The sequence below is a fragment of the Cryobacterium melibiosiphilum genome, assembly GCF_003602235.1.
Taxonomy (GTDB): Bacteria; Actinomycetota; Actinomycetes; order Actinomycetales; family Microbacteriaceae; genus Cryobacterium; species Cryobacterium melibiosiphilum.
This window is the reverse complement of sequence record NZ_QZVS01000078.1, coordinates 42,405-62,291: the sequence shown is the minus strand read 5'-3', so window position 1 is coordinate 62,291 and position 19,887 is coordinate 42,405. Positions and strand designations below refer to the sequence as shown.

The 19,887-nt window shown below is 69.4% G+C and carries 17 protein-coding genes; 5 read left to right on the top strand and 12 right to left on the bottom strand.

Going from position 1 to position 19,887, the window contains the following annotated elements; translation table 11 throughout:
- The first annotated feature begins 65 nt into the window (after positions 1-65).
- Positions 66-863, top strand: coding sequence for a nuclease-related domain-containing protein (locus D6T64_RS08575; RefSeq protein ID WP_119974227.1), 798 nt, complete (start codon positions 66-68; stop codon positions 861-863).
- 94 nt (positions 864-957) lie between these two features.
- Here the strand turns inward: D6T64_RS08575 and D6T64_RS08570 are convergent, their stop codons facing one another.
- Positions 958-1,380, bottom strand: a complete 423-nt coding sequence (locus D6T64_RS08570) for a ribosomal maturation YjgA family protein (RefSeq protein ID WP_119974224.1) — start codon at positions 1,378-1,380, stop codon at positions 958-960.
- An 81-nt stretch (positions 1,381-1,461) separates the two neighbouring features.
- Between D6T64_RS08570 and D6T64_RS08565 the strand changes: the two genes are divergently transcribed.
- A complete protein-coding gene (locus D6T64_RS08565) occupies positions 1,462-3,126 on the top strand; it encodes a plasmid pRiA4b ORF-3 family protein (protein WP_119974222.1) in 1,665 nt (554 codons plus the stop codon).
- A 14-nt stretch (positions 3,127-3,140) separates the two neighbouring features.
- Here D6T64_RS08565 and cycA read toward each other — a convergent pair whose 3' ends face one another.
- Both cycA and ald read right to left on the bottom strand, forming a co-directional pair.
- The gene (gene cycA, locus D6T64_RS08560; RefSeq protein WP_119974220.1) at positions 3,141-4,652 is read right to left on the bottom strand and encodes a D-serine/D-alanine/glycine transporter; all 1,512 of its coding nucleotides are present in this window, start codon (positions 4,650-4,652) and stop codon (positions 3,141-3,143) included.
- A gap of 127 nt (positions 4,653-4,779) precedes the next feature.
- Positions 4,780-5,919 (bottom strand): alanine dehydrogenase, encoded by a 1,140-nt coding sequence (ald, locus tag D6T64_RS08555; protein ID WP_119974277.1) that lies wholly within the window; start codon positions 5,917-5,919, stop codon positions 4,780-4,782.
- A 316-nt stretch (positions 5,920-6,235) separates the two neighbouring features.
- Here ald and D6T64_RS08550 point away from each other — a divergent pair, with 316 nt between their 5' ends.
- The gene (locus D6T64_RS08550; RefSeq protein WP_119974217.1) at positions 6,236-7,444 is read left to right on the top strand and encodes a PucR family transcriptional regulator; all 1,209 of its coding nucleotides are present in this window, start codon (positions 6,236-6,238) and stop codon (positions 7,442-7,444) included.
- Positions 7,445-7,591: 147 nt separating this feature from the next.
- A complete protein-coding gene (locus D6T64_RS08545; protein ID WP_119974215.1) occupies positions 7,592-9,535 on the top strand; it encodes a tetratricopeptide repeat-containing diguanylate cyclase in 1,944 nt (647 codons plus the stop codon).
- 26 nt (positions 9,536-9,561) lie between these two features.
- On the opposite strand, the gene D6T64_RS08540 is transcribed toward D6T64_RS08545, so the two are convergent.
- From D6T64_RS08540 to alr, 8 genes are all read right to left on the bottom strand, one after another.
- Entirely contained in the window at positions 9,562-10,374 is an 813-nt protein-coding gene (locus D6T64_RS08540) for an ATP-binding cassette domain-containing protein (RefSeq protein ID WP_119974213.1), read from the bottom strand.
- Positions 10,371-11,435, bottom strand: a complete 1,065-nt coding sequence (locus D6T64_RS08535; protein WP_119974211.1) for an ABC transporter permease — start codon at positions 11,433-11,435, stop codon at positions 10,371-10,373. Before D6T64_RS08535 ends, D6T64_RS08540 begins: the two co-directional genes overlap by 4 nt.
- Complete coding sequence (locus D6T64_RS08530; RefSeq protein ID WP_119974275.1) at positions 11,432-12,430, bottom strand: sugar ABC transporter substrate-binding protein; 999 nt, start codon at positions 12,428-12,430, stop codon at positions 11,432-11,434. The genes D6T64_RS08535 and D6T64_RS08530 overlap by 4 nt, the downstream gene beginning before the upstream one ends.
- A gap of 61 nt (positions 12,431-12,491) precedes the next feature.
- Entirely contained in the window at positions 12,492-13,427 is a 936-nt protein-coding gene (locus D6T64_RS08525) for a TIM barrel protein (protein WP_119974209.1), read from the bottom strand.
- Complete coding sequence (locus tag D6T64_RS08520) at positions 13,424-14,449, bottom strand: Gfo/Idh/MocA family protein (RefSeq protein ID WP_119974207.1); 1,026 nt, start codon at positions 14,447-14,449, stop codon at positions 13,424-13,426. The genes D6T64_RS08525 and D6T64_RS08520 overlap by 4 nt, the downstream gene beginning before the upstream one ends.
- A gap of 55 nt (positions 14,450-14,504) precedes the next feature.
- Complete coding sequence (locus tag D6T64_RS08515) at positions 14,505-15,542, bottom strand: Gfo/Idh/MocA family protein (protein WP_119974204.1); 1,038 nt, start codon at positions 15,540-15,542, stop codon at positions 14,505-14,507.
- A gap of 237 nt (positions 15,543-15,779) precedes the next feature.
- Complete coding sequence (locus D6T64_RS08510; protein WP_119974202.1) at positions 15,780-16,787, bottom strand: LacI family DNA-binding transcriptional regulator; 1,008 nt, start codon at positions 16,785-16,787, stop codon at positions 15,780-15,782.
- Between the two features lie 206 nt (positions 16,788-16,993).
- The gene (alr, locus tag D6T64_RS08505; protein ID WP_233550958.1) at positions 16,994-18,139 is read right to left on the bottom strand and encodes an alanine racemase; all 1,146 of its coding nucleotides are present in this window, start codon (positions 18,137-18,139) and stop codon (positions 16,994-16,996) included.
- 193 nt (positions 18,140-18,332) lie between these two features.
- Here alr and D6T64_RS08500 point away from each other — a divergent pair, with 193 nt between their 5' ends.
- Positions 18,333-18,695: a TFIIB-type zinc ribbon-containing protein gene (locus D6T64_RS08500; protein WP_119974198.1), complete on the top strand. Its 363-nt coding sequence runs from the start codon at positions 18,333-18,335 to the stop codon at positions 18,693-18,695.
- A 193-nt stretch (positions 18,696-18,888) separates the two neighbouring features.
- Here the strand turns inward: D6T64_RS08500 and D6T64_RS08495 are convergent, their stop codons facing one another.
- Positions 18,889-19,758: an alanyl-tRNA editing protein gene (locus D6T64_RS08495; RefSeq protein ID WP_119974196.1), complete on the bottom strand. Its 870-nt coding sequence runs from the start codon at positions 19,756-19,758 to the stop codon at positions 18,889-18,891.
- Positions 19,759-19,887 lie beyond the last annotated feature (129 nt).

Sequence of the window (19,887 nt, the reverse complement as noted above, 5' to 3'; positions counted from 1 at the left end):
CCAGTTCGGGGGCTGCGTGAACTCGGAGTTCGATCGCTAGATTCGGCAGCCGAGAGGGGTCATCCATGTCAGAAACGCACACTATGCGGCAGCGATTTGCGGCACAGTCCGTCATCGAGGTGCTGCTGCTCGAGCAGAGCCTGGTCCCTCCGCGGTCCCGATTCGCCCGACTTGCCGGGCGGTCGCCGCTCGGAGCCGAGAGCCTGCCCTGGTATCTCGGAGCGCAGGGCGAAATCGCCGTCGCGCGGCTGCTGGCCGGCCTGCCCGGCGGCTGGACCGTCTTTCACGCCCTTCCCGTGCGCACCCGTGAGAGCGACATCGACCACCTGCTCGTGGGCCCGGCCGGGGTGTTCACGATCACGACCAAGCTGCACCGCGGGGCGAAGATCTGGGTGGCGCACCGCACGCTGATGGTGGGGCGGGAAAAGAGGCCCTACATTCGCGACGCCGAGTTCGAGGCCCACCGCCTGACCCGCATCCTGCGCGACCTCACCCCGCTGCGCACCTCCGTTCGCCCGGTGGTCGCCTGCGTCGACCCGAAACGCATCACGATTCGCGAGCGCCCCGCCCAGGTCAAAGTCATCGATGCCGAGGACCTGCGCCGCTGGCTCACGACCCTCCCCACCGTGCTCGGGCCCGCCGAGCGGATGGCGCTGGTCACCGTCATCGACAGCCCCGAGCTGTGGAGCGCGCTGCCCGCGATCGAACCCGACGAACTGCGGGAACGGTTTCTGCTGCTCGACGAGGCCGTGCGCGGCGCCCGCAGGCGGCGCATCGGCTGGGGCATGCTGGGCGCGGCTCTGCTGGGCGCGGGCCTGACACTCGTCACGGTGCTGTCACCGCTCGGGGCCAGCCTGCTCTGAGTTGCCTGGACCGCACCGGTCTAGCTGGCCGTGTTGGGCTAGCTGGACCGTGCTGGGCAACCAGGCCGTGCTGGGCTAGCTGGACCGGAATAGGCTAGTTGGCGGTGCGCGACGCGCGGCTCAGGGCCAGCCCGGCCGCGGCACACCCTGCTCCCACCAGATAGGCCGCGAAGTCGAGCGGCACGAAGGTCGTTCCGAGCACCAAGGCTGCCTGCGCGAAGACGTCGGCGATCGCGCTCGGAATCCCCGTGAGCTGAAAGAGCTCCACGAGGGCGCAGAGCATGAATCCCACCGCACCGATCATGATCGGATGGCGCCGCGGAGCCATGAAGGCGACCGCCAGGCACACGAGCACCGCGTAGAGGGCACCGCCCAGCAGATCGCCCGTGACGCCCGTGACGACGGCGTTCACCGCGAGTCCCGTCGCGATCACGGCCAGCCCGGTCAGGGCGAGTGTGAGCCGAAAGTTCAGCGGTGGTGTGGTGCGTGTCGTGCCGGCGCTCCGTGAGTTCCCCATGCTTCACACTAAGCCCGCCCGCGCTCGGTGGCACGCGCCCACCGGAGCGCTCTACACAGGGGCCCCGTACACTGGCTCGGGATGACTGAGCAATGGACGCCCAAGCCACCAGTGGACCTGCCGCTCCGGCCTGACCCGCAGGGCGCGCCTCCGCCCGTCGACAACGTGATCGACCTGTTCGCCGCCAAGGAACGCCTGCACGCGCAGAACGCGGGCGACCAGATTCCCACGCCGCCAACCGGGCCGACCGAGCCCGCGTCCTTTTTCGCCGTGCGCGAGAAGAATCCGCTGCCCCTGCTGACCCCGCCGAGCGAACCGCGCCGGTTGTGCGTGCGCGTCCGGCTCAACGACTCGGCCCCGCCGATCTGGCGTTCGCTGAGCCTGCCGAGCGACATCCGCCTCGACCGGCTGCACGAGGTGATCCAGGTCGCCATCGGCTGGGAAGATACCCACCTGCACCAGTTCACGACCGCGGGCGACCCCCTCGGCTACGAGACCGAGGGCATCCTGACCCCGTTCGCGCTCGCCGAGGGCGACGTCGGTGTGATGGAAAGCGACCTGCGCCTCGACCAATTTCTCGCCGAGCCCGGCGATCTGCTGCACTACACCTACGATTTCGGCGACGGCTGGGACCACACCCTGACCCTCGATCTGGTCGAGCCGGATTCACCGGATGCCGCGGTGCGCTGCCTCGACGGCGCCCGCAACGGCCCGCCCGAAGATGTCGGCGGCATGTTCAGCTACGACCACCTGCTCACGGTCGCCGCCCACTCGGGGCACCCCGACCGTGAGCAGTGGTTGCCGACGATCCGGGCCCTGAACCTGCGCGGCTTCGTCGACGAGATCGACCTCGGCGCCATCAACCGGGGGCTCGCCCGCCTCGACCTCGCCGACGCCGGCCTCGACTGGCTCGACCTCGGGCCGGCCGGCGCGAACCACTGGGACGGTCCCGACGCTGCTGGTCTCGATCACGCTGAGACCACCGAACCCTGGTTCGCCGCGGCCATGGTGCAGTCCGGCATCCCCCGGGAGGCCCTGCGTGCCATGTTCACGCACGTCGGGGTGCAAGCCCAGCGCTTCTTCGCCGGTTACGTCGGCGCCGCCATGGTGCCGCAGGCGGAGCTCCCGCACGACGCCGTCGAGACGGCGACCATGGTCATCCGTCGCTATCTGATGCATCTGGGCGACGGGATCACGCTCACCGCGGCCGGCTTCCTGCCGCCCGCCCGCGTGCGCACGCTGATGAAGGAGCTCGACCCCGACCGCTCCTGGCTTCGACCGGCCAATCGGGAGTCCGCCGTGTATCACCTGGGCGATCTGCGTGAAGCGGTCGTCGCCCTGGGCCTCGCGCGCAAGCTGCGTGGTGTTCTCGTGCCCACGAAGCTGGGGCGCTCCGCGCGCGAGTCGCCCGAGAAGATGTGGCAGGCCATCGCGGCGAGGCTCCCGCTGGAGCGCACACCGGTCGGTCGCGAGATCGCGTTCCTGGTGCTCATGGTCGTCGGGGCGGGCGAAGCGACGGGTTTCGTGAAGATGCGCGCCGACCTCGACAAGTTCAGCTCGATCCTGGGCTGGGAGATCGGCGGCGGCGGCCGCTACGGCAACGACTCGGCGTACGCCGAGGCGATGAAGACCGTCGACGTGCTGTCCTGGGCCGGAACGGGCAGGCTGCTGCCGGGCAGGGGCCAGTCCGACGAACTGAGCCTGCCCGGCGCCGTGCTGCTCGCCCGCGCCGCCCTGCGCGACTAACCCCGGCCAGCGGGTCAGCGGGTGGCGGCCCACTCGGCTGCGGCCACGGCGTCGATGCGCACCGCGGCCTCGTGCAGCGACTGGCGCGCTCGGTGCTCCGGGCGACGACGGATGATCGCCCACGCGCTCCCGAGAATGACGAACCACACCGGCACCATCAGCAGGGCCTCGAGGGTGTCCGCCTTTTGGGTGAGCGCCCAGATCAGAAAACCGAAGAACCCGAGCACGACCCAGCACATCCAGACGCCGCCGGGCATCCTGAACTTCGAGGCGGCGTGCAGCTGCGGGCGGCGGCGACGATAGGCGAGGTAGCTCGTGAGGATGATCGTCCAGACGAACATGAACAGCACCGCCGACATCGTGGTCACGACCGTGAACACCTCGATGATCGACTTGTTCGCGTAGAGCAGCAGGGCACTCGTGGCCAGGAACATGCACGAGAACAACAGCGCGTTCGCGGGCACCTTGCGGCGGGTCAGCCGGCCGAAGCGGCGCGGGGCGTCACCCTCGCCGGCCAGGCCGTACTGCATCCGTGACGTGGAATACAGGCCAGAGTTCGCCGACGATGCCGCGCTCGTGAGCACCACGAAGTTGATCACAGACGCGGCGATGCCGAGCCCGGCCAGCGTGAACATGGCCACGAAGGGGCTGACATCGGCCGTGACCTCGCGCCACGGGGTGACGGTCATGATCATGATCAGGGCGAGAACGTAGAAGAGCATGATGCGCAGAGGGATCGAGTTGATCGCCTTGGGCAGGTTCTTCTCGGGGTCCTTGGCCTCCGCGGCGGTCGTGCCCACGAGTTCGAGGCCGACAAAGGCGAACACGGCGATCTGGAAGCCCGCGACGAAGCCCATCGGCCCGGTCGGGAACATGCCGCCGTCGTTCCAGAGGTTGCTGAAGCTCGCGGTGGTGCCGCCCGGCGCCTCGAATCGGGTGGCGACCATGACCAGGCCCACCACGATGAGCGCCACGATCGCCACGATCTTGATCAGGGCGAACCAGAACTCGGTCTCGCCGAAGGCCTTCACGGTCGACAGGTTGAGCAGCAGCAGCACTCCGATCGCGATCAGCGCCGGAATCCACAGCGGCAGGTCGGGCCACCAATAGCCCACGTAGATCGCGATGGCGATCAGTTCGGCGATGCCGGTCACGATCCAGCACAGCCAGTAGGTCCAGCTGGTGAAGAACGCGGCCCACGGGCCGAGCAGGTCGCCGGCGAAGTCGCTGAACGACTTGTACGCGAGGTTGCTCAGCAGCAGTTCGCCCATCGCGCGCATCACGAAGAAGAGCATGAAGCCGATGATCATATAGACGAAGATCACCGAGGGCCCGGCGAGCGAGATGGTCTTGCCCGAGCCCATGAACAGGCCCGTTCCAATGGCTCCGCCGATCGCGATCAGCTGGATGTGCCGATTCGACAGCGATCGGGCGAGGTGCGGCTGCTCCGAGCTCGGCAGGATGCTGCCCGACGAACGGGCGACGGATGCCCCGGGTCGCCCGGCCGGCGACGTCACTTTAGACATAACTCTTCTTCCCCCAAAGTTTGTGGTGACTCAATCATTTCGATCCGCGCCCGGTGGGCGCAAATCGGGTCGTCGAAGGGCCGCGGGGCCGGTGTGTGCCGGCCCCGCGGCATCCGTCTGCGGGGTGTTAGGCGGTGACGAGCGCCGGGGTGTCGGTGACGAGGTCGGTCCAGCTCGCGAGCGGCAGGTCGAGCGCGATGCTCACCGAGCGGTTCGCGATCTGGCCGGCGGCGATGTTCAGGCCGCCGGCGAGGGCCGCGTCGCGCTCGAATGCGGCGCGCACGCCGCGGTCGGCGATCGAGATCGCGTACGGCAGGGTGACGTTGGTCAGCGCGAGCGTCGAGGTCTGCGGAACGGCGCCGGGCATGTTGGCGACGCAGTAGAAGATCGAGCCGTGCACCGCGAAGGTGGGGTCTTCGTGGGTGGTGGCATGGGTGCCTTCGAAGCAGCCGCCCTGGTCGACGGCGATGTCCACGAGCACGCTGCCCGGCTTCATGCGCGAGACGAGCTCGTTGGTGACGAGCTTGGGGGCCTTGGCGCCCGGGATCAGCACGGAACCGACCACGAGGTCGGCCTCGATCACGGCACGGTCGATCTCGTAGGCGTTGCTGGCAATGGTCTTCAGTCGTCCGGCGTACTGGGCGTCGAGTTCGCGCAGGCGGTCGATGTTGATGTCGAGGATGGTGACGTCCGCGCCCATGCCGATGGCCAGCGCGGCGGCGTTGGAGCCAGCGACGCCGGCGCCGATCACGGTGACCTTCGCGGCGCGCACGCCGGGAACGCCACCCATCAGGATGCCGGGGCCGCCGCCCGGGCGGGTCATCGACGCGGCGCCGACCTGAACGGCCAGGCGGCCGGCGACCTCGCTCATCGGGGCGAGCAGCGGCAGCGAACGGTCGGCCTTCTGCACGGTCTCGTAGGCGATGGCGGTGACGCCCGACTCGAGCAGCGCGGTGGCGAGCTCGGGCTCGGCGGCGAGGTGCAGGTAGGTGAAGAGGATCAGGCCCCGGCGAAAGTACACGTACTCGGTCTCGATCGGCTCTTTCACCTTGAGCACCATGTCGGCGCCGGCCCAGACCGCGGCGGCGGTGTCGATGATGTCGGCGCCGGCTGCGGTGTAGTCGGCATCGCTGAAGCCCGAGGCGACTCCGGCTCCGGCCTGCACGAGCACGGTGTGGCCGTGAAGCTTCGCTTCGTGTACCCCGGCGGCGGTGATGGCCACGCGGAACTCGTTGTTCTTAACTTCGGTGGGGACACCAATGATCATGGGTAACTCCTGGCTCGTTGTGGGCGCGGCGCCGATCGACATTGGTCGGCGTTGAAACGATAGGCCCGGGATTTTCCTGCAGCCGGGCCCTGACCACGTCGGCGACGGATGTCATAACTCGCTTCCGGCGATCCCCCGCCCACACGAGGGCCCCCGAATTGCCGCTTTCCCGGGGGTTTTTCCGCGCTGGCCGGTGTTCGGCCGAGTCGCGGCGTTCATTGTGGACGCCCGGCCGACTCGACATCTGTAGCGCCAACGTGCGTCGATTGTCGCCTTCCGTTGAAGTGGCCCGGCGAGCGTTCCGTAGGATTGGCCTATGAAAGCGGCCGACATCGACCAGGCGGTCGCCATCATTGCCGCGCACCTCGGCCGCGCCCTCTCCCTCGAAGACCTCGACGGTGGACTCCTGGCGTACAGCGCGCACCAGGCCACGGCCGACCGGGTGCGCACGAATTTTCTGCTGAGCAAGCTGGTTCCGCCGGATGTCAGCACCTGGCAGCTCAGCCACGGCATCGCGACCGCCGTCAAGCCCGTGCCGGTTCCGGCCAACGCCGGGCTCGGTATGCTCGGCCGAGTCTGCGTGCCGCTGCTCGCCCGCGGATTTCGCGTGGGGTACCTCTGGGTGTTGCAGCTCGACGATGAGCTCGAGCCGGGCGCCATCCTGGCCGAGCTGCGGGTCGTGCGCCCCGAGATGGACTCCCTCGCCGAGATGCTGTTGAACCGTACGAGCGCGGACTCCGACGGGCGGCGCGTGCGCGAAACGCAGTTTCTCGCCGCGTGTTTCGGCGACCGTGATGCCGTCGTGGCCGTCGGCGGCTGGCCCGGGGTGCACGGCCGCGGCCCCTGGCGGCTGGCGACGCTGCTCGAACGCGGTGATACCGCGACCCGTAACCCCGCCGAGAGCAGCCTGCTGCAGCGGTTGTCCGCACTGCACGCGACGCTCGGCATCAATGCCGTGCTGTTCTCCGCCGGCACCGAGACGCACGCCGTTCTGCTGCTGCAGGACGCGATCGACGGGGTCGACGAATCCGAGATCCTGCGCCGTTTCGGGCTCGAGGTCTCGCGGCGCGGCGGCCAGGCCGCTTCTCCCGCCCTGCTCGGCCTGAGCGAGCCGTTCTCCGACCTGCGCCGGCTTCCGGGCGCCTATGCCGAGGCGCGCAGCGCCGTGCAGGCCGGCTGGGTGGATGCCCAGCTCGGCGCGCTCGTCTCGTTCCGCGGCATCGGCGTCTACCAGTTTCTGGCCGTCGACGGGCGCGACGTGTCTCCGGGGGAGTCCACGCTCTACTCCGAACTGCGCGAGCTCGACCGCAACGGGGAACTGCTGCCCGTGCTGGAGCTGCTGTACGACAAGGACGGTTCGGTGGCGGATGTCGCCGAGCAGCTGCACCTGCATCGCACCAGCATCTACAACCGGTTGGGACGCATCCGTTCACTGATCGGGGTGGACCCGCTCGGCGGCCAGGCGCGCCTCGAACTGCACCTCGCCCTCAAAGCCGAGCGCTGGGCCGGCCGGCCGCGGCTGTAGAACACGACCTCCGCTGTGTGGTGGCGCACGACAGTGTGTGGCGCTGCAAAAAACAGTGCCACAGGTCCTGTTTTCGTTCGCGTCGGTGCCTAAGATGTTTTCAGGGCTGCTGAGCTGGCGTCTCGCGATCAGCCGGGGGAGCTGCACATGATCGAACCGGACGCTGGTGTCGGCAAGGGCCTGGTCGGCGACGACACGGCACCGAACCGGGCGGTGGGCATCGACGAGATGCTCGACAGCAGCCGGCTCTCCCGCGGCAACGGGCAGCATCGGCTGGGTGCCGAACAGGCCGAACGGGCCCTGGCCGAGCCGACCGCGACGGCGCTGCACCGAGCGCAGGCCCGCACACTGCTCAGCCTGCACCGCTTGCGGCTCGGCGACTACCCGGCCTGCGTGCGGCACGGCCTGCTCGCTCTGGAATATTTCACGGAGCACGACGATCGGCTCGCGCAGTCCGACGTGCACTGCACCCTCGCGCTGGCTTTCACCGACACCTCCCTCAACGAGACGGCCCTGCGTCATGTGCTCGGCGCGCTCAGCGCGGCGCGCGCCTGCGCCAGTCCCCTCGCCGAGTTCTGGGCCCTCAGCCGGTCGTCTCTCGTGCACGGGGCGATGGATGATGTGGAGCGGGCCGTAGACCTCGGAACCCAGGCGCTGGTGGTGGCGCAGGGGCTGCACGATCCGGAGATCAATTTCGTCGCCCTGAACAATCTGGGTGACACCTATCTGGTGTCGGCGCAGGCGCTGATGGCGCAGGGCGAGGAGGCGACGCATCCGCTGACCCAAGCCCTGACGCTGATGCGCCAGGCCGCGACGCTCGCGCAGATGCAGAGCAACCCCTTCAACGAGGCGCTTGCCCATACGAACCTCGTGAACATCCTGATTCGACTCGGACAGCACGCGGAAGCCCAGGAGCACGGTCGACAGGGCAAGGCCCTCAGCCGGCTGCACGGCTATCGCAGCCTCGAGATCGACATCGACGCTCAGTTCGCCGAACTCGCGCGCGCTGCGGGCCACGTGAACGAGGCGACCGCGATGATGGAAGCCCAACTCACCGATCCCGATATCGCCGAAGAACCCAAGCTGCTCGCCAAACTGCACCGCTCCCTCTTCGAGATGCACAAGGCCGGCGGCCGGTTCGATCGGGCGCTCGAACACCACGAGCAGCTGCACGAGGTGACGCTGCGAATGACCGTGCAGACGGCCGGGCTGCAGTCGCAGATGCTGATCAACACCATCGAAATGGAGCACGCCCGCCACGAGCTGCAACGCTCGCAGCTGGAAGCCAGCATGGCCCGGGTGCGCGCCGAGGAACTCGATAGTCAGGCCCACACCGATCCGCTGACCCTCCTGGCGAATCGCCGGGCCCTCGACCGGGAACTGCCGTGGATGGTCGGACTCGCCCAGACCGAGGGGCGCCCGCTCTGCGCGGCGATGATCGATTTCGACCACTTCAAACGGGTGAACGACCGCTTCGGCCACGGCGCGGGCGACGAGGTGCTCACCATCATGGCCGAGATGCTGCGCACCATCATTCGCGGCACCGACCTCGCCGTGCGGGTCGGCGGCGAGGAATTTCTGCTCGTGTTCTCCGATACCGGGCTGGATGCCGCGCAGCTGGCCTGCGAGCGCCTCCTCGCCCTGGTGCGCGCCCACTCCTGGGCGAGCGTCGCACCGGGGCTGGTGTGCACGGTCAGCGTGGGCGTCGCCGCGCTGGAACCCGACGAGACCGTGTCGGCCTGGCTGGCGCGAGCGGATGCCGCCCTCTACGAGGCTAAACATGGCGGCCGCGACCAGGTCTTTGCGGCTCCCAGCACCGCTGTCTCGGTCGCCGCCAGCCCCGACCCCAGCAGCGCCGACCCCACCAGCGCCGAGGCCACCAGCGCCGACCCCAGCAGCGCCGATCCCACGAGCACCGATCCGACGAGCGCCGAGGCCACCCTCGCCGAGGCCACCCTCGCCGAGGCCACCCTCGCCGAGGCCGCCGTCACCGCGGTCGTCGTTGTCGTGGCGGCCGTGGCCGCCGTGGCTGCCGCATCCGTCGCCGCGTCCGACGATTCGGTTCGTGACAGCGGGCCGCAGCCCGTTTAGCAACCCCGGCGGCGGTGGTCGCGGGACTAGCGGCGTTGCAGCTCGTGGGCGAGCGAGGCGAGCTCGGCGCCGCCGGCCATCAAGCCGGTCATCTCTTCGATGCTGATTTCGCTCTTCACGAATGAGCCGATGCTGGTGCCGCGTTTGAGCAGCAGGAATCGGTCGCCCACCGGGTAGGCGTGGTGCGGGTTGTGGGTGATGAACACCACCCCAAGGCCGCGGTCCCTCGCCTGGGCGATGTATTTGAGCACGACCCCGGACTGCTTCACGCCGAGCGCCGCAGTGGGTTCGTCGAGAATGACCACCTTGGCGCCGAAATACACGGCGCGGGCGATGGCCACCGACTGCCGCTCACCGCCGGACAGGGTGCCGATGGGCTGGTCGACGTCGCGCAGGTCGATGCCCATCTTGCCCAGCTCCGCCTTCGTGATGTCGCGCATACCTTTCACGTCGAGAAATCTGAACGGGCCGAACCCCGTCGTGATCTCGGAGCCCAGAAAGAAGTTGCGCCACACCGGCATCAGGGGCACGACCGCGAGGTCCTGATAGACCGTGGCGATGCCGAGATCCAGCGCGTGTCGCGGACTCGTGAAGGTGAGCGACTGCCCGTAGGAGAGCAGCTCACCCTCGGTGTGGGCGTGCGCCCCGGCGAGGATCTTGATGAACGTCGACTTGCCGGCGCCGTTGTCGCCGAGCACGCAGAGCACCTCGCCGACGCCGACGGAGGCGGACACGGTGTGCAGGGCGCGGATGGCTCCGTAACTCTTGCCGATGTCGCGCACTTCCAGGATCGGAGGTGCACTCGACGTGGGGGAGGCGGAACTGGTGGTGTGGCTCATGAGCGGACTCCTGCCCGTTTGCGAACGTAGAGGTTGACGAGCACGGCGAGCAGCAGCATGCCCCCGAGGAAGGCCTTGAGCCAGTTGTTGTCCCACTGGGCGAAGACGATGCCCTGCAGGGTCATGCCGTAGATCAGGGCACCGAGGGCGGCGCCGATCGCGGATCCGTAGCCGCCGGTGAGCAGGCAGCCGCCGACGACGGCGCAGATGATGTAGATGAATTCCTGGCCGATGCCGGTGGTGGCCTGCACGGTGGAGACGTCGAAGAGCATCAGCATGCCGACCAGCCAGCCGGCGCCGGCGGTGGTCATGAACAGGCCGATCTTGACCTTCATGACCGGGATGCCGACCTGGCGGGAGCTCTGCAGCTGACCGCCGACAGCGAAGATCCAGTTTCCGGCGCGGGTGCGGATGAGCACCCAGGTGGCCACGATGATGGCGAGGATCCACCAGATCACGGCGATTTTGAGGCTCATCCCGAACAGGGTGAAGGAAGAGCCGAAGAACACCTTGACCTGGTCGAACATGGGCACCGTGCCCATGCCCTGGATCACCACCGAACCGGTGATGAGCTTCGTCACGGCGAGGTTCACGCCCTGGAGGATGAAGAACGTGGCGAGGGTCACGATGAAGCTCGGCAGGCCGGTCTTCATCACGATGATCGCGTTGCTCGCGCCGACCGTGAGGGCCACGGCGAGGGCGATGAGCATCGCGATCCAGACGTTCAGGCCCCACTGGGTGGTCATCACGCCGACGATGAGCCCGGTGGTGCCGGTCATCGCGCCGGCGGAGAGGTCGAATTCCCCGCCGATCATCAGCATCGCTACCGCGACGGCCATGATGCCGAAGAGGCTGGCCGAATAGAGCCAGGTGGACACTCCAGCCGGGGAGAGGAAGACCTCGGTCGTGAGGGAGAAGAACGCGAAGATGGCCAGGGCGGCGACGAGGGCGCCGATCTCGGGTCGTCGCAGCAGCTTCACGATCGGGCCGGCGGGCGTGAGGCGCTCGTCGACCGGGGGCGCTGCCGGTGCCGCTGTGGCGGTGGGAGCGGTGAGGGTCATCGGGTGCCCTTGACGGCGAACTCGGCGACCTGCGCTGCGTTGTCCTTCGTGACGAAGCCGGGCCCGGAGTAGACCGGCTGGCCGCCACCGACGACGTCACCGTTGCGCAGCTGCAGGGTGAGGAAGACGACGGGCAGGTAGCCCTGGGAATAGGGCTGCTGGTCGACGGCGAAGAGGATCGAGCCGTCTTCGATCAGGGCGGTGACGTCGGCGGAGACGTCGAAGGTGGCCAGCAGGGCGGTGCCGCCGGCCTCGGTGTTGGCCTGCGCGGCGGCTACGGCGATGCCGGGGTTCAGCGTGAGCACCCCATCGATGGAGGGGTCGGAGAGCAGCATGCTGCTGATGGTGTTCTTCGCGTCGGCGATGTTGGCGACGTCCACCTGCAGGTTCGTGACCGTGCCCAGCGTATCGGCAGCTCCCGCGCAGCGCTCTTCGAGCGACACGTTGCCGGCTTCGTGGATGACGCAGATGACGTTGCTGGCACCGGCGTCGGCCAGTTGCTCCCCGGCGCCCTGGCCGGCGATGAACTCGCTCTGGCCGACGTGGGTCTCGGCGCCGAACTCGGCGGACTGGTCGAGCCCGGCGTTGATGGTGATCACCGGGATGCCGGCGGCGACGGCCTTCTCAACGGCGCTGCGCACGCCGTCGGGGTTGGCCATCGACACGATCAGGCCGTCGGGATCGGTGGCGATGGCCGCGTCGATGAGCTGGCTTTGTTTCACCGGGTCACCGTCGCCCTGGTACGTGACGTTCATGCCGAGGTCGGCGCCGGCCTGTTCGGCGCCGCTCTTGACGACGTCCCAGAAATTATCGCCGGGGGTGCTGTGGGTGACGACCGCGATCGTGCCGGTGGCGGCATCCGTCGACGTGGTGGTGTCGGTCGTGGATTCCTGGCCGGTGCCGGAGCATCCGGTCAGGACCAGCGGTACGGCCAGCAGCAGGGCCAGCCAGCCCGTGCGGCTGGTGGCGGGCGTGGGACGGGTGGTGTGACGCATCAGTTGATCCTCCATTGGATTCAGGTGCTGTGGTTGTAGCGGGGTGAGTCGGTGGTGGCGGTTAGTCGGTCGGGGCCGTCGGGGCTGTGGGGAGGCCGAGGATGAAGTCGATGCTGCGGCGCACAGCGAGGTGGGGGGCATCGGTGGCAGTGGGCTCCCCGGTCAGGATGGTGTCCTGTTCGAGCACGTAGTAGCCGGTGTAGCCGGTGGCTTCGAGGCTCGTGACGATGGTCGCGATGTCGATGTCCCCCTCGCCGAGCGGCACGTACATGCCGCGGCGCACGGCATCCGTGTAGCTGAGTTCGCCGCGCTGAACGCCCTCGGCCAGGCCCATCCGCACGTCTTTGAGGTGCACGTGGGAGATGCGGTCGGCGTGCTGCACGGCGATGTCGACCGGGTCCGTGCCGCCGATCAGCAGATGGCCGGTGTCGAGGCACAGGCCGATGCTCGACCCGGTCAGCACCTGGGCGACGTCCGCGGTGGATTCGACCAGCGTGCCCACGTGCGGGTGCAGCGAGGCGACGATTCCGCGCCCGGCCGCGTGCTGGGCGATGCGGTCGAGGTTGCCGAGCAGGGTCTGCCACTGCGTCTCGGTCAGGGTGGGGCGCGAGTCGTAGCCGAGCTGCCCGGTGTCGGCCGAGAGCACCAGGCGGGTCGCGCCGGCGGCGAGAAACCCTTCCAATTCGGCCGCGATCAGGGGAACCGGGTCGACGTCGGCGTCGTGCAGCACGATCGGCACGAATCCGCCGACCGCGTCGAGGCCGAAGGCACCCAGGGTGCTGGCTTTCTCGGCCGGGTCGTTCGGGAGAAAACCCTCGGGCCCGAACTCGGTCGCGGTCACGCCGAGGTCGCGCATGTCCGCCAGAACCCGCTCCGGGCTCAGCTGCCAGCCCCAGCCGGGAACCTCGCAGACCCCCCACGAAATCGGCGCGACGGCGATGCGGGCGGCCAGGGCGACCGTTTCGTGCGCTGCGGCGGCCTGCGCTGCGGCGGTCATGCGCGGGCCTCGACCAGGGCGGATGCCTGCACCTCGTCGAGCCGCACGACGCGGCCCTGCACGCGGGAGAGAGAAGCGGCTTCGGCGATGTAGAGGGCTTCGAGGGCGTCCCGCGGGGTGCACCGGCTGCTGGCCGTTCCGGCGGCGACGGCGACGAACGCGGCCAGTTCCGCGGAATAGGCATCGGCGAAACGGTCCTGGAAGGTGGGCCAGGGCGACCCGGTCGGAAAGGTGATGCCCGGCTCGGTGCTGGTCAGCGGCATCCGCTCATCGAGGCCGACCGTGCGGTTGCCGATGGTGCCGGCCAGTTCCATGCGCACGTCGTAGCCGGCGCCGTTGTAACGGGAGCCCTGCAGGGTGACGAGGGTGCCGTCATCGAGCGTGAGGATGGTCGCCGATTCGTCGATGTCGCCGGCGGCGGCGAAGTAGTCGGCTCCGCGGTTGCGACCGGTCGCGAAGACGGACGCGACCTCCCGGCCGGTCACCCAGCGCAGAATGTCGAAGTCGTGAATGTGGCAGTCGCGATAGAGGCCGCCGCTGACCGGCACGTACTCCGCCGGCGGTGGAGTCGGGTCGCAGGTGACCAGGTGCATGCGGCGGAGTTCGCCGATCTCCCCGGCGGCGAGGGCGCGGCGCGCCTCGGCGTAGCCGGCGTCGAACCGGCGTTGGAAGCCGATCTGAACGGCAACGTCGTGCCGTTCGACCTCTTCGACCACCGCGAGCGTGGAGCTCAGCGATTCGGCGAGCGGCTTCTCGCAGAACGTGGGGATGCCGGCCCGCACCGACCGCAGGATGAGTTCGGCGTGCACGGCGGTGGGCGCGGCGATGACGATGCCGTCGGGGTTCGAGGCGAAGGCCGAGTCGATCGAACCGAACGACGCTCCGGGAACGGATGCCGCGGCCGCCTCGGCGCGGGCCGGGTCGAGGTCGGCGATGAACAGGTCGTCGACTCCGTCCTGGTGCATCAGGGTGTTGACATGGGCCAGGCCGATTCGGCCTGCGCCGAGAACTACGAAACGCACGGGGGTACCTCCACGGTGAATGGGAACACGGATGGTGAACGAGCAGAAGAAGGGGTCAGCCCACGAGGGCGGGGGCGCCGGCGACACGCACGGGCAGGCCGGTCTCGAGGGACTCCTGTGCGGCATCCGCTACCCGGCTGGCCGCGACGGCGTCGTCGGGGGTGCAGGGGTTGCTGCGCTCACCGCGCACGAGTTCGACGAAGGCGGCCATCTCGCTGCGGTAGGCCTGGTCGAAACGTTCCGCGAAGGTGAGATGGGGCGTACCGGTCGGAAAGCGGATGCCCGTCTCGGCCGAGCAGAGGGCGCTCTGCTCGTCGAGTCCCACGAGCAGGGTGCCCGCGGAGCCCTGAAGTTCGAGGCGCACGTCGTGGCCGCCGCCGTTGTAGCGGCTGGCGCTGACGGTACCGATCATGCCGTTGTCGAAGGTGACGAGGGCCACGGCCGTGTCGACGTCGCCGACCGCGCCGATCGCGGGATCGCCGTTGTTGCTGCCGCGGGCGTAGACCTCGACGATCTCGCGGCCGGTGACCCAGCGCAGAATGTCGAAGTCGTGCACCGAGCAATCGCGAAACAGCCCGCCGGACCCGGCGAGAAACTCCACCGGCGGCGGGGTCATGTCGCAGGTGACCGCGCGCAGGCTGTGGATCCAGCCGAGTTCGCCGGCCTGGAACGCTCGCCGGGCCTCGAGGTAGCCGGCGTCGAAGCGGCGCTGGTGGCCGATCTGCACGACGCCGTGGTGCTCGCGGATGTAGTCCAGAACCGGCACTGATTCGGCGACGTTCACGGCGACGGGCTTCTCGCAGAACACCGGGATGCCGGCATCGACCCCGGCACGGATGTGTTCGGGGTGCAGTGCGGTTCCGGTGGCGATGACGAGTCCGTCGATCCCCGAGGCGATGAGCGCGTCGACGCTCGGCAGGTACTCGGCGCCGAGGTCGGCGGCGACGGCCTGCGCGTGTTCGGCGGCGACATCCGTGAGGGCGAGGGTGACCGTGCTGCCGGGCGCTGACCGGGCGGCGAGCGCGGTGATGTTGCGGGCGTGCATCACGCCGATTCGGCCGACGCCGATGAGTCCGAGTCGTACATTTTTCATGAGCGTTCCCTGCGTCAGTGGAGGTGGGCGGAGTTGGCGGAGCCGGTCTCGGCCTGCTCGCGACCGCGTGGATCAGACAGTATTGGACCGGTCCAACATCTGTGATCAGGTTAGCGGCTCACCGCGTACCCGTCAAGGTTTGTTCTGACAAATGCACACACTCGTGCGCGAGAGCGCGAGGCCGGGAGGCCGGGAGGCCGGGAGGCCGTGAGGCCGGAGCTCGCGGAGCGGGCCGGGTCAGGGCCGCGGCGGGCGGCTGCTGCCACGGGCGGCGAGGGTGGGTTCGTGCAGAGTGATCGACCGTGCCAGGCCCGGATTGGCCAGCCGCGCCACGAGCAGTTCCCCGGCCCGTCGGCCGCTGCGTCCGTCGGCGTTGTCGATGCTGGTGAGGCTGATGTGCTGCATGCGGGCGGTGGGGGTGTTGTCGTACCCCACGATCGAGAGGTCGTCGGGAACGGCGAGGCCCAGCGCATCCGCCGCCGACAGCAGGCCGAAGGCGGTCATGTCGTTGACGGCGAAGATCGCGGTGGGGCGGGGGTCGAGGCCCAGCAGGGCGAGGCCGGCGGCGTGGCCGCCGGCCTCGGTGAAGTCGCCGTCGACGGTGAGCACATACTCGCCGAGGCCGTGCGCGAGCATGGCGCGTTCATAGCCGGCGCGGCGGGCTCGACCCACCGGCGACGGTCCGGCCCCGATGTGCGCGATGCGGCGATGCCTGAGGTCGACGAGGTGCTGCACGGCCAGCTGCGCGCCGGCCTCGTTGTCGCCGGTCACAACGTCCGCCGACGGATGCGGGGCTTCCGGAGCCCCGAGCACCACCGTGGGTACCTGGCCGACCGCGGTGATCAGGTCTTCCGTCTGGGGCAGCGTGCCCACGAGAACGAGGCCGTCCACGTTCATCTCGAGCAGCTTGCCGAGCAGTGACGAGCCGCCGCGGCTGTCGAGGCGGTGGTCGCCGAGCAGCATCTGCAGCCCGTTCTGATTGAGCACGGCGTTGAGGCCGTCGACGGCGTCGACGAACCAGGGGTTGCGCAGGTCGTTCAGCACCACGCCGACCGTGTAGCTGCGGGCTTCGGTGAGCGTGCGGGCCGCAGCGTTGGTGCGGTAGTCGAGCTGGTGCACGGCGGCGGTGACCGCGTCGCGCTTGCCCGCGCTGACGTAACCGGTGCCGCGCAGCACGAGTGAGACCACGGATTTCGACACCCCGGCGAGGGCCGCTACGTCTCGAATGGTCGCCCGCTTGGTCATGCTCCTACTCTAGGCAGGACCGGTCCAACATTCGGTGCGTGACGCGGCGCGGGGCGCAGGGGCGCGCGCGAACCGGCGGCCGACGGATGGCCCGGGCCCGGCGCATCCGTCGCCTCGCGCCGTCGACGTGTCGATCAGTGACAGCTGTGAGCGCGCAAACCCCGTATAGCGGGGTCGCGGCCCCACAGGTGGTACGAATCGACAGTTCAGGACGTCGCGCCCCGATAGACCCGCGGAACCCGCGGGCTGATGCGCGTCACGACCTCATAGTTGATGGTGCCGGCCGCCGCCGCCCAGTCGTCGACGCTCGCTTCGCCGTCGTCGCCCGGGCCGAACAAGACGGCCTCGGCCCCGAGCAGGCTGTGGCCGCCGGTCACGAGTCCGGCCTCGCCGAGGTCGATGACCATCTGGTCCATCGCGATGCGGCCGACGACCGGGTAGGTCACCCCGTTCACCCGCACCGGGCCGCCGGTCGCGATGCGCGGAATCCCATCGGCGTAGCCCAGCGGCACGAGCGCGAGGGTCGTCGCGGCCGGGGTGCGATAGTTCAGCCCGTAGGACACTCCCTGGTCGGCGGGGACCTCTTTACAGTGCGCGATCTGGGTGACGAGAGTCATCGCCGGCCGCAGCCCGAGGCTCGCCGGGGTGCGGCCGGCCAGCGGTGACAGCCCGTAGAGCGCGAGCCCGGTGCGCACCAGGTCGAGGTGGATGTCGGGGCGCGTGAGCGTGGCCGGGCTGTTCGCCAGGTGCCGGATCGACGGATGCACCCCGGCCGCGTGGGCGAGGTCCACGGCCTCGTGAAAAAGCGCGAGCTGGGCATCCGTTTCGGGGCGTTCGGGCTCGTCGGCGACGGCGAGGTGGCTGAAGATGCCCACCACCTCGATCTGGCCGGCCGCCTGGTGCCGGGCGACGTCGGCCAGCAGCGCGGGCAGTTCGGCGATCGTACAGCCGTTGCGCCCCAGCCCGGTGTCGATTTTCAGATGGATGCGTGCGCTCCGGCCGAGCAGCCCGGCCGCCGCCACGATCTGCGGCAGCTCCCACCCCGAGCAGCCGAGGTCGACGTCGGCGGCGATCGCCGCGGCAAAGTCGCTGTCGACGGTGTGCAGCCAGGCCAGCAGGGGAGCGGTGAGCCCGGCGGCGCGCAGGGGGAGTGCCTCACTGATGTGGGCGACCCCGAGCCAGGTTGCGCCGGCGTCGAGCGCGGCGCGGGCGACGGGCAGGGCGCCGTGGCCGTAGGCATCCGCTTTCACGACGGCCATCACGGCGGCGGGGGCGGCGATCTCGGCCAGCCGGCGCACGTTGTGGCGGATCGCGTCGAGGTCGATGAGGGCGGCGCGCTCGGGTGCATTCACCCTTGTCACCCTAGACCCGGCCGCGCGAGCATCCGGCTTCGGAAGGTGAGGTACGGAAAAAGCACCTCCGTGTCGCAAACGAAGGTGCGTTCTCCGCACCTCAGCGCCTCAGCACTCTCCCCGGTCACGTTCACAGCTTCAACCCCGGCCTGGTGTCTACGATCGAACTTCACCGACGTTCTGGAGGACGCCCATGAAATGCCCCACCGACGGAGCCACTCTCGTCATGAGCGAGCGCGCTGGCGTGGAAATCGACTACTGCCCGCAGTGCCGGGGAGTTTGGCTCGACCGAGGAGAGCTCGACAAGATCATCGATCGCGCCGAGAAGGAGTTCGCCGCCGCGGCTCCCGCGCCGGTCGCGCCGGTGGCCCCGGCCGCGCCGCAGCCGCAGTACCCGGATGCCCGCGCGCCGCAATACGGCGACCGCGACCGTGACCGGGGCTACGGCGACCGTGACCGTGACCGCGGCTACGGGGACCGCGACCGCGACCGTGACGGTCGCGATGGCTACCGGCCCAAGAAGAAGGAGAATTGGCTCGGCGAGCTCTTCGGCTAAGGGAGCTCGCTGGCCCCGCGGCATAACTCCTGCAGATCGCGCTGCGCCGACGACGGAGGCCCGTCATCTCGCGGTGCTTCCCAGGCGCTGCCCACGATCTGCAGGAGTTGTGCCGCCGCGACGCCGCAGGGGTCACGCGGGATGATCCCCGCGGCGGGTCTGCGCCGGCGCGGCACCGTGTATCGGATGCCGCTCAGCCGACCGTTGTGACCATCGTGAGCACGCTCGTGCCGTCCACGTCGTGCAACTCGAGCGTGACCCGAACCCGGCCGAGTTCGCCCAGCCGCGACACGTGGGTGCCGCCACACGGGATGCGCGCCGAGGTTCCGGGGAGCTCACAGACCCAGTAGCGACGGTCGGTGAGAGCGTCACCGTCGCGGTCGATGCGCACCGCGGCATCCGTCGCCACCCAGTCGGCGAGCGTCGTGTTGATCGTCTCGGCCAGCAGCGGGAGTGCCTCGTCGAGCCCCTCGGTCACGAAGCCCTTCTTGCGCAGGGATTTGCCGAGTCGGTAGGCGTCGGTCGAGGTGTTCTCTCCGATCAGGGACACGTCGATCGCCGTGCCGTCGAAGTCGGGGCGGCCGAGGGCGTCGGGCCGCGGCTGCTTCTTCCAGCGGTCTTCGACGGCCAGATTCAGGGCGAGCGACGCAAGATGGCAGGCGGTGTGCCCCGCGGAGGTGCGGGCGCGCACGCCCGGGTCGACCACGACCCGCACCGCGTCACCCTCGGCGATCGGGGCACCGGCCGCGACAATATGGGCCGCGACGAAGGCCCAGCCCGCGGCGCCCTTGGGTACCGGAATCTCGCGCCCGAGGTGCAAGCCGATGCCGTCGGTGGCGCCCACGATGCAGTCGAGCAGGGCGATGTCGCCGGTTTCGGTGCGCAGCACGGCCTGGTCGGCACCCTGGTCGGGCCAGCCGGCATCCACGGGGTGCGCGCACGTCGTATCGAGCAGAACCGCGCGGCGGCCGTCGCTGAGGTCCTCCACGTGCAGCACGAGCGCGGATGCCTCCGCCGCCCCCGCCGCATAGGTCACGCGGGTATCGGCAACGGGATAGGTCATGTGGGGCGGGCCTTTCCGGCGACGAGGGAGCAGAGGGGTGGGAGCAGAGGGGGTGGAGCTGACGGGGTAGGGCTGATTGGGCCGAGCGGAGCAACCGTCACAGTGGCGGCAGCCCCTTCGATGCTATGT